Origin of the sequence: Spirabiliibacterium mucosae (assembly GCF_014884965.1) — a bacterium.
GTDB lineage: Bacteria > Pseudomonadota > Gammaproteobacteria > Enterobacterales > Pasteurellaceae > Spirabiliibacterium > Spirabiliibacterium mucosae.
This window is the reverse complement of the sequence record NZ_JABTBO010000002.1, coordinates 111,791-122,050: the sequence shown is the minus strand read 5'-3', so window position 1 is coordinate 122,050 and position 10,260 is coordinate 111,791. Positions and strand designations below refer to the sequence as shown.

10 protein-coding genes are annotated in these 10,260 nt (G+C 54.6%); 9 read left to right on the top strand and 1 reads right to left on the bottom strand.

From position 1 onward, the window contains the following. Positions 1-172: 172 nt before the first annotated feature. On the bottom strand, positions 173-652 hold the full coding sequence (gene smpB, locus HPC37_RS01430; protein WP_208121471.1) for an SsrA-binding protein SmpB: 480 nt from the start codon (positions 650-652) through the stop codon (positions 173-175). Between the two features lie 141 nt (positions 653-793). On the opposite strand from smpB, the gene HPC37_RS01425 reads away from it, so the two are divergent. The 9 genes from HPC37_RS01425 to trxB are packed head-to-tail and all read left to right on the top strand — an operon-like array spanning position 794 to position 10,226. Beyond that, positions 794-2,101: an acetyl-CoA C-acyltransferase gene (locus tag HPC37_RS01425; RefSeq protein ID WP_208121470.1), complete on the top strand. Its 1,308-nt coding sequence runs from the start codon at positions 794-796 to the stop codon at positions 2,099-2,101. Beyond that, positions 2,101-4,278, top strand: a complete 2,178-nt coding sequence (locus tag HPC37_RS01420; RefSeq protein WP_208121469.1) for a 3-hydroxyacyl-CoA dehydrogenase NAD-binding domain-containing protein — start codon at positions 2,101-2,103, stop codon at positions 4,276-4,278. Before HPC37_RS01425 ends, HPC37_RS01420 begins: the two co-directional genes overlap by 1 nt. Further along, a complete protein-coding gene (locus HPC37_RS01415) occupies positions 4,271-4,900 on the top strand; it encodes a class I SAM-dependent methyltransferase (RefSeq protein WP_208121468.1) in 630 nt (209 codons plus the stop codon). Before HPC37_RS01420 ends, HPC37_RS01415 begins: the two co-directional genes overlap by 8 nt. Then, positions 4,897-5,748, top strand: coding sequence for an SDR family oxidoreductase (locus HPC37_RS01410; protein WP_208121467.1), 852 nt, complete (start codon positions 4,897-4,899; stop codon positions 5,746-5,748). The genes HPC37_RS01415 and HPC37_RS01410 overlap by 4 nt, the downstream gene beginning before the upstream one ends. A gap of 8 nt (positions 5,749-5,756) precedes the next feature. Next, on the top strand, positions 5,757-6,596 hold the full coding sequence (gene folP / locus HPC37_RS01405) for a dihydropteroate synthase (RefSeq protein ID WP_208121466.1): 840 nt from the start codon (positions 5,757-5,759) through the stop codon (positions 6,594-6,596). A gap of 12 nt (positions 6,597-6,608) precedes the next feature. Continuing rightward, positions 6,609-7,946, top strand: a complete 1,338-nt coding sequence (glmM, locus tag HPC37_RS01400; RefSeq protein WP_208121465.1) for a phosphoglucosamine mutase — start codon at positions 6,609-6,611, stop codon at positions 7,944-7,946. Between the two features lie 24 nt (positions 7,947-7,970). Continuing rightward, a complete protein-coding gene (locus HPC37_RS01395) occupies positions 7,971-8,366 on the top strand; it encodes a cytochrome b562 (protein WP_208121464.1) in 396 nt (131 codons plus the stop codon). Positions 8,367-8,408: 42 nt separating this feature from the next. Next, a complete protein-coding gene (locus tag HPC37_RS01390) occupies positions 8,409-9,263 on the top strand; it encodes a co-chaperone YbbN (protein ID WP_208121463.1) in 855 nt (284 codons plus the stop codon). 9 nt (positions 9,264-9,272) lie between these two features. Next, complete coding sequence (gene trxB / locus HPC37_RS01385) at positions 9,273-10,226, top strand: thioredoxin-disulfide reductase (protein ID WP_208121462.1); 954 nt, start codon at positions 9,273-9,275, stop codon at positions 10,224-10,226. Positions 10,227-10,260 lie beyond the last annotated feature (34 nt).

Genomic DNA, 10,260 nt, shown 5'->3' with positions numbered 1-10,260 from the left:
CTTTCTTTGGACAAGCAAAGAAAGGAAGTCGCCAACGGCGAAACCGTAGCGCTATAACGGAGTGATGGCAGAAAAAAGAGCGCCCGCCGCAGGCGGAAAACGATGTTGGTGACGAAGTGATGAAAAAGAACAAAAAAACAAAAGTGCGGTCAAACCTGACCGCACTTCAAACTTACCTCGCGCTGTGCTTCATAATCCGATCTTTATCACGCGCCCACTCGCGATCCTTAATACTATCGCGCTTATCGTGCTGCTTCTTACCCTTCGCCAAACCGACCTTAACCTTCGCCCAAGCGCCCTTCCAATAAAGCGAAAGCGCCACCACCGTAAAGCCATCGCGGCTAGTTTTACCATAAAGCGTATCGAGCTGACGCTTATTAAGCAACAGCTTACGCGTACGGGTGGGGTCGGCCACCACATGGGTTGAGGCCACATTCAGCGGCGTGATTTGCGCACCGAAAAGATACGCCTCACCGTTTTTAAAAATCACATAACTGTCAGCAATATTGGCCTTGCCTGCGCGCAGGGATTTCACCTCCCAGCCTTGCAGCGACAGGCCTGCTTCAATTTCATCTTCAATAAAATAGTCGTGGCGAGCGCGTTTGTTGAGCGCGATGGTATTTGAGCCTGGTTTTATCTTCTTTTTTGCCATAATCTGTGTGTGTTTTAAATAAAAAGTGATTGTAACAAGTTCAGCGCGGTTATAAAAGCCAGCGCGGCGCAAAATTGTTAGCCATAGCGCGCGATGATTTGATATGCTAACACTTTGTGACGATTGCATGTGAGGAAGACTATGCCCATTTCACAGAGGTTGGTGAACGCAAGAGGGGAGCGCATTGCCGTGGTGAGCGGCTTGCGCACGCCGTTTTTGCGCCACAACACGGGCTTTAAAAGCTGCTTTGCGCTCGATCTTGGCGTGATGGTGACCAACGAATTGTTAAACCGCCTGCCGCTTGAGCGCGAGAAAATCGACAAATTTATTTTCGGGCAGGTGATTCAACAACCCGATGTGCCCAACCTCGCGCGTGAAATTGCGCTCACACTCAGCATGCCGCAGGTCGAGGCCTACACCCTCACCAGCTCTTGCACCACGGGGTTGCAAGCGGTGGCGAATGTGTGCAATGGCATTATCAGTGGCTCAATTTCCTGCGGGATTGCCGGCGGCGCGGATTCTATCTCCAACGCGGCGATTAGCCTTAAACCCAGCGTCACCAGGCTGCTGCGCGACACCTTGCGCGCGCCGAGCATGGCGCAAAAGTGGCAAACCCTCAAGCGGCTGTCGTGGCATGATTTCAAGCTGCAACAAATCAATCTGCGCGACCCGCTGACCCATTTTTCGTTAGGTGATATTTCAGAGCAGATGGCGCAAAATTTTGCCCTCAGCCGCGAGAGCATGGACGCCTACACCGCCCACTCCCACCATAAAGCGGAGCTGGCCTGGCAGCAGGGCTGGTTTGATGATGAGGTGATGCTCACCTACCCAACGCCTTATACCCACTATGTGCGGCGCGATAATATGATAAGCGAGCACATCAGCCCTGAGTATTACGCCACCTTCAAGCCGCTGCATGGCAGTGCGCACAACCGCGTGACGGCCTGGAGCGTGTCTGAGCCGGCCGACGGTGCGGCGGCGGTGTTGCTGATGCGTGAGGAAATGGTGGAGCAGTACGACCTCACGCCGCTCGGTTATATTCGCAGCTTTGCCATCACGGGCAATGATGTGTGGCATAATATGCTGCTGGGAGCGACATACGCCAGCACCAAGGCGCTTGAGTGGGCGGATATGACGCTGGAAGATATCGACTTGATTGAAATGCATGAATCCTCCGCCGCGCAAGTGCTGGCGAATGCGCAGTTGTTTGCCTCGCGCGCGTTTGCGCAAAAGCACCTTGAGCGTGATGCGCCACTCGGTGAGGTGGATTTTGAAAAACTCAACCCGCTCGGCGGCTCGCTGGCGTTTGGCTCACCGCGGGCGATCACAAGCCTGCGCACGCTGATTCAAGCCCTTTTTCATATGCAACGCAACGATCTTGAAACCGCACTGGTGGCCTCCAGTGGCTTGGGCGGGCTGGGCGCGGCGATGGTGTTGGAGAGAGAATAATGGAACAGACGGAAATTCAAAGTGCGGTTGCGGATTTTGAACAACACAGCGATGGCAATTTATTCAAGCTCAGCTTTCGCCCCGATAACATTGCGCTGGTCACCTTCAACGTGCGCGAAAAGCCGTACAACTGGCTGGGGCAAAAGCTGATCAACCAGCTTGATGCCGCACTTGATCATATCTTAAGTTGGCAGGCCAAAGGCGTGCTGTTTCAATCGAGCAAGCAGCACCATTTTGTGCAAGGCTTCCCGCTGTCAGAACTTGAGCAGGCCTCGCACGACGAACTCGTGGCCTTTGCCGAGCGTTGCCAGCAGTTGATGGACAAAATTGCCAATTTGGGCATCCCGACGGTGTGTATCATCGAGGGCAACTGCTTTGGGCTGGGGTTGGAGCTGGCGCTGGCGTGTGATTACCGCATTGTGGGCAGCAGCCAGCCGGTGTTTTTGTCGATGCCACAGGTGCGCTCGGGCATTTTGCCGTTTGCTGGCGGCTGTGGCCGGCTGGTGGCACGCATAGGGCTTACGCGCGCTTTAGCGATGTTGCTCAATGGTGAGAAAATCAGCGCCGAGCACGCGTTTGATATTCACCTTGTTGATGAGGTGGTCAACCCCGCTATTTTAATTTCCAGCGCTTGTGGTTATATTCAATCACAGCACCTGCGCCCTGTGCGCAAGCGCTTTCGCCTGTGGGGCAAAGGGGAGCGGCCAGCTTTGTGGCGCCGCCATGTGATCAGCCAAGCCGAGCAGCACTGCAAAGCCTGGGCGTTTGAAAATTACCCCGCGATCAACACCATGCTGGCGCTGTTTCGCCAGCATGATGAAAATAACCCAAGTGCGGTCAGCGAGGCCTTTGCCACGCTCTTTTTGGATAAAAGCTCGAAAATGCTGCGCAAAATTGAGCGCACCGGCCGGCGTATGCGCCATCAGTATTTAGACATGCAACACGGGCGAGAAATCAACAAAGTCGCCGTGCTAGGCAGCGGCTTTATGGGCGCGGGCATTGCGTATATTACGGCCGCGCGCGCCAATTTGCCGGTCCGAATTAAAGACATCAACGCCAACGGCGTGCAAAAGGCGCTGCGTTTGAGTTATTTACTGCTGAAAAAAGAGGTGGAAAAGGGCTTTTTGCCTTATGGCAAATTGCTGCAGAAAATGTACCTCATCAGCGGTGGCGATCGCTTTGTCGGCCAGCAGCAGGCGGATGTGGTGATTGAAGCGGTGTTCGAGGATTTGCAGCTCAAGCAAAAATTGATTCATGAAAGTGAAGATTATTACGCCGATGACACCATTTTTGCCAGCAACACCAACACGTTATCCATCGCCGAAATTGCCGAGGGCGCGCAGCGGCCTGAAAATGTCATCGGCATTCATTACTTCACGCCTGTGAGCCAGCGCCGGGTGGTGGAAATCATCCCACACGCCAATTGTGCTGAGCAAACCATCGCCAAAGCGCTGCGCCTAGTCACCCAGCAAGGGCAGGTGCCGCTGTTGGTGAAAGACAGCGCGGGGTTTTTCATCACGCGAATTTTAAGCGCCTTTTTGCTCGAGGCCTATTATGTGCTGCTCGACGGCGAAGACATCCCAAGTATTGAAAAAGCGCTGCAAGAGTTCGGCTTTAAAATCGGGCCGTTTGCCATGCTTGATGAAATGGGGCTGGATATTTTTGTCAAAGCGCTGCCGCAACTTGAGCGCAGCTTTGGCGCGCGCTTTGCCTTGCCGCCGAAAATTGACGAGCTGCTGCGCAACGAGCGCAAAGGGCGCAAAAATCGCCGCGGGTTTTACCTCTACCACTCGAGAACGGGCGATCGCACCCAGGTGGACAAAAGCATTTATCAAGTGCTGGATCTCATCATTGAAAATAACCTTGAAAGCGAAGAAATTGTCCGCCGCTGCATTTTAATGATGATTAATGAAGCCGCCTTCTGCGCGCAAGAGGGCGTGATTACTAGCCTCGATGAAGGCAATGTGGCCTCAGTGCTGGGCTTTTTCTTCCCTGAATTTCGTGGCGGGATTTATGCCTACATGGCTGATGTGGGGCACGACACCATCATCGGCGAGCTTGAGGTGCTGCAGGCCAGCCTTGGCGCGCGCTTCACCCCTTGCGCGTGGCTGAAAACACAAAGTGCGGTTGAGCCAAAAAGTGCGGTTGAAGAACATAGCGAGGTGACTCATGGCTGATGCAAAACGCTGGGATCTTTACGCCTATTTATACGATCACGTCATAGCACTGGCAGGCAAGCAGCGCGAGCAGGTGTTCGCGGCGATGGATTTGCGCGCCTGCCACACCTTTTGGTTGCCCGGCTGTGGCAGCGGGCAGGATTTGGCTTTTTTGCCGGCGCAAAGTGCGGTTCACGCCCAGGATTTTTCCGCCAAGATGCTGGAAAAGTGTGCCGCGCGGCACGAGCAACTGCGTGAGCAAGGGCTGGAGTTGGATTTACACCTCAAGCAAGGCAGCGTGTATCGCTCGGGGCTTGAGGATAACAGCGTTGATGGCGTGCTACTGCATTTGATTTTGGCGGTGGTGGACGATGAAACCGCACTTTTGCAAGAGGCGCTGCGCGTGCTCAAGCCGGGCGGCGTGTTGTCGATTTGGGATAAAGCGGTGCCGCAAGGTGGGCGCATCAGTGCGCTTCGCCGTGGGCTGAACGCTATTACGCGCGCCCTTGGCACACGGGTGACTTTACAAATTGATAGCTTGCTCGAAGGCCAGCCATTAGCGATAATATCGCAACAAGCATTTTTCGGCGGGCAGATGCAGCACTACTGCCTGCGCAAAATTGAACACAAGGAAAACCAATGAACTCAGTGGCAATTGTGGGCCTAGGCTGGCTTGGCTTTAGCCTTGCCAAACATTTAAAACGTGTGGGCTGGCAGGTCAAGGGCAGCAAGCGCACCCACGACGGCGAAGAGCGCATGCGCTTAAACGGCTTTGAGGCCTATTTTTTAGAGCTCACGCCTGAGATCAACGCCGACCCAGATGACCTGACCGCACTTTTAGACGTGGACAGCTTGATTATCAACATCCCGCCGAGTGAGTATTTTTTTGATCTCCCAAGCTATGTGCAAGGGGTGAAAAACCTCGTCAATGAGGCGATCAACAACGGCGTGGAGCATATTTTGTTCATCAGCTCCAGCTCCGTTTACCCCGTGGCAGACGGCACGTTTACTGAAGACGACACGCCGCAACCCAGCTCAGAGGTGGGCAAAGCGCTGCGAGAAATTGAGCAGTGGCTGTGGGCGCAGCAAGACATTGATTGCGACATCCTGCGCTTAAGCGGGCTCACCGGCCCCGACCGCCACCCAGTGAAATCACTCGCCGGGCGCGAGAATTTGCAAAACGGCAACCAGCCGGTGAATTTGGTGCACCTCACCGATTGCGTGCTGGCGATTGAGTTGCTGCTCGAAACGCGCGCGTACAAGCGCCTATACAACCTCAGTGCGCCGCAGCACCCAACGCGCGCGCACTATTATGTGGAAATGGCCAAGCGCAGTGGCCTTGAGCCGCCAACGTTTATCGACGATGACAACGCGCCACAGCGCATTGTCAGTGGCGAGAAAATCTGCCGCGAGCTTGATTTTGACTACCGCTACCCAGACCCGTTCCAAATGGTGCTGGAGGCGCAAACCCAATATTTCCACCAAGATTAAGGCACACTATGTTATTGCAAGCAAACAACCGCACTTTGGATCTCAATCGGGTGCAGATTATGGGCATTTTAAATGTCACGCCGGATTCGTTTTCTGACAGCGGGCAGTTTTATGATTTTGACCGCGCCTTTCGCCATGTGGAAGCGATGCTTAGCGAAGGCGCGAGCATCATCGACATTGGCGGCGAATCGACCCGCCCTGGGGCTGCCGAGGTGAGTGGGGACGAAGAGCTCGCGCGCGTGATCCCACTGGTGGAGGCGGTGCGCGCTCGCTTTGATTGCTGGATTTCCGTTGACACCTCAAAAGGCGAGGTGATGCGCGAGGCGGCCAAGGTGGGCATGGATCTCATCAATGATGTGCGCGCGCTGCAAGAGCTAGACGCGTTGCAAAGTGCGGTCGCGCTCGATTTGCCCGTGTGCATCATGCATATGCAAGGCCAGCCGCGCACCATGCAACAAAACCCGCATTACGATGATGTCACGCGCGAGGTGACAGACTACCTCAGCGCGCGGGCGCAAACGTGCATTGATGCAGGCATCCGCAAAGAAAACATTATTCTTGACCCCGGCTTTGGCTTTGGCAAAACAACCGAACATAACTACCAATTATTGCAACAGTTGGATACACTGTGTGCAGTAGGTTACCCCGTGTTGGCGGGGCTTTCACGCAAATCGATGATCGGCAACGTGCTGCACAATGACGTAGTCGATCGCGATCTCGGCACGGCGGTGGCATCGCTGCTGTGTGCCATGAAAGGCGCGCAGATTGTGCGCGTACACAACGTGAAAGCCATGGCGCAGGCACTGACAATTTGGCAGGTGGCACAAAACCCTGCCCTAGCAAAATAATAAGGACAACACATGGCAGAACGTAAATATTTCGGCACCGATGGCGTGCGCGGCAAAGTGGGCGACTTCCCGATTACGCCTGAATTTGCATTGAAACTCGGCTGGGCGGCGGGCAAAGTGCTGGCCAGCCAAGGCAGCCGCAAAGTCTTGATTGGTAAAGACACCCGCATTTCAGGCTATATGCTCGAATCTGCACTCGAAGCAGGCCTGGCCGCGGCGGGGCTGTCCGCGGCGTTTATCGGCCCGATGCCGACACCGGCGGTGGCGTACCTTACCCGCACGTTCCGCGCGGAGGCAGGCATCGTGATTTCGGCCTCCCACAATCCTTATTGGGACAACGGGATTAAATTTTTCTCCTGCCAAGGCACCAAGTTGCCGGATGACGTGGAGCTGGCAATTGAAGCGATGCTGGATGAGCCGATGGACTGCGTGGAATCCGCCGAGCTGGGCCGCGCCAGCCGCATTAGCGATGCGCCAGGGCGGTATATCGAATTTTGTAAAAGCACCTTCCCGGCGCACGCCAGCTTAAGCTCGCTGAAAATTGTGGTGGACTGCGCCCACGGTGCGACCTATCACATTGCGCCAAACGTGTTGCGTGAGCTTGGCGCGGAGGTGATTGAAATTGGCACCAAACCAAATGGCTTGAACATTAATGAAAAGTGCGGTGCCACCGACATTAAAGCGCTGCAAGAAATTGTGGTGCAATCCCGCGCTGACGTGGGCTTGGCCTATGACGGCGACGGTGACCGTTTGATCATGGTTGACCACTTGGGCAACAAAGTCGACGGCGACCAAATTTTGTTTATCATCGCGCGTGAAGCGTTGCGCGCCGGCAAATTGCAAGGCGGGGTGGTGGGCACCTTGATGAGCAACATGGCGCTTGAACTGGCGCTGAAACAATTGATGATCCCTTTCGTGCGCGCCAAAGTGGGCGACCGCTACGTGCTTGAGCAAATGGAAGCGCACGGCTGGAAATTTGGTGGTGAGAACTCCGGCCACATCATCGTGGCGGATAAAAACACCACGGGCGATGGCATCATCGCCTCGCTGGAAGTGCTGGCGGCGATGGTGCAGCAAAACGTCAGCCTCAATGAGCTGGCTAGTGCGGTGCAGCTCTTCCCGCAGGTGTTGATCAACGTGCGTTTTGACGGCGGTGTTGACCCGCTTGAAAACGACGAAGTAAAAGCCGTGGCCGCGGACGTGGAAAAAGAGCTGGCTGGCAAAGGGCGGATTTTGCTGCGCAAATCGGGCACCGAGCCGTTGATTCGCGTGATGGTGGAATGCCGCGACGGCGAGCTGGCGCAAAGCAGCGCCGAGCGCATTGCCAATTCGGTCAAAGCCGCTAAATAATAACTCAAAATATAAGGAGTGATGATGTTATTAAAAAACACAATGAAAACGTTATTCGCCGCCGCCTTGTTGAGCGCCAGCACACAGGTGCTGGCCCACGGGCAAATCTCACATGATATGCGAGAGATTATGCAAAGCACGCGCCAAGCGCTGCGTGCCGATGACAGTCAATCTTTCCTTAGCGCCATTGACAGCGTGATTGAGGCGGCTAAAAGCAGCAAAGCGCAAACCCCGCACCGCTTAGCCGACCAAGCGCCAGACAGCGAAGCGATGCAGGATTACCAGCACGGCATGCAGGAATTTATCGACACCGCCGAGCAGGCCAAGCGTGATGCCGAGCAAGGCAAGCTTGACGACGCCAAAGCGCAGGTGCAAAAGCTCTATGACCTGCGCGATGTTTATCACCCAAAATATAAATAAAAGCCGCCGCTATCGTGCGGCGTGAGTGTTTCAAGGAGTGTTATGCAAAATCAGCCTGCGGTTATTGACCTGACCCAACACAATTTCAACGATGTGATGCAAAGTGCCGCCCAGCAGCCGATGGTGGTGACCTTTTTCAGCCCGGCCAGCCCGCAATCGCTGGAGTTTACCGCACTGTTAACGCGCATCGCCGAGCAGCACAACGGCGCGTTTTTGCTGCTGAAAGTCAACTGCGACACCGACATGATTGTCGCCCAGCAATTTCAAGTGCAAAGCGTGCCAACCACTTATTTGTTCAAAGACGGCACGCCGTTTGACGCCTTCCCGGGTGTGTTGAGTGAAGAAGAACTCAAAGTGCGGTTGAGCGCCTTGCTGCCGAAAGAAGAAGAGTTGAAATTCAACCTCGCGCTGGATTATTTGCAAGCGGAGGATTACCACAACGCACTGCCGCTGCTCAAAGAGGCGTGGGAGCTCTCGGATCAAAAAAACAGCGACATCGCGCTGCTTTATGCTGAAACCTACATTGCGATGAAAAATGCCGACAGCGCACAGCAGATTTTAAACCAAATCCCGCTGCAAGACAGAGATTCGCGCTGGCAGGGCTTGCAGGCGCAAATTGAGCTGATGAACAATGCGGCCAACACGCCTGAAATCCAGCAGCTGCAAGAGGATTTCAAAAAATCGCCGCGCGCGGATATCGCCTTGAAACTGGCGCTGCAACTGCACCAAGCGGGCAAAAATGAAGAGGCGTTAAAACTGCTGTTGTCATTTTTAAAGCACGATTTAAACGTAGAAAACGGCGAGCTGAAAAAAGAGTACCTCGCGATTTTGCAAGCGCTCGGCACCGACCCGCTGGCCAATCAATACCGCCGTTATATTTATTCACTACTGTATTAAGGATTTTTTATGAGCGTTAAACATTGCAAATTATTAATCTTAGGCTCAGGCCCGGCGGGCTACACCGCGGCGGTTTACGCAGCGCGCGCTAATCTCAACCCCGTGTTGGTCACCGGCATGCAACAAGGCGGGCAGCTGACCACCACCAGCGAAATTGAAAATTGGCCAGGGGATTTTGGCGACACCACCGGCCCCGAGCTGATGCAACGCATGCTACAACACGCGGAAAAATTCAACACCGAAATTGTGTTTGATCACATCAATAAAGTCGACCTCAGCGCTCGCCCGTTCAAACTGTGGGGCGACAGCCACGAATTTACCGCCGATGCCTTGATTATCGCAACCGGCGCCTCAGCCAAATATTTGGGGTTGGAGAGCGAAGAGCAATATAAAGGCAAAGGCGTGTCGGCCTGTGCCACTTGTGATGGCTTTTTCTATCGCAACAAGCCTGTGGCGGTGATTGGCGGCGGCAACACCGCGGTGGAAGAGGCGCTTTATTTAGCCAATATCGCCAGCGTAGTGCACTTGGTGCACCGCCGTGATGAATTCCGCGCCGAGAAGATTTTGATCGACCGTATGCAAAAACGCGTGGCTGAGGGCAAAATTGTGCTGCACACCAACCGCACTTTAGCCGAAGTGCTGGGGGATGACATGGGCGTGACAGGCGTGAAACTGCAAGACACCCAATCCGACGCGCAAGACGAGGTTGCACTCGATGGCGTGTTTGTTGCCATTGGCCATGCGCCGAATACCGCACTTTTTGAAGGGCAATTGACGCTAAACGGCGGCTATATCGTGGTCAACTCCGGCCTCAACGGCAACGCCACCGCCACCAGCGTTGAAGGCGTGTTTGCCGCAGGGGACGTGATGGATCATATCTACCGCCAAGCGATCACCTCCGCCGGCACTGGCTGCATGGCGGCATTGGACGCTGAGCGCTTTTTAGACAACCAAGAACAATAATCACAAACGGGCGACACTGACGTTGCCCGCATCA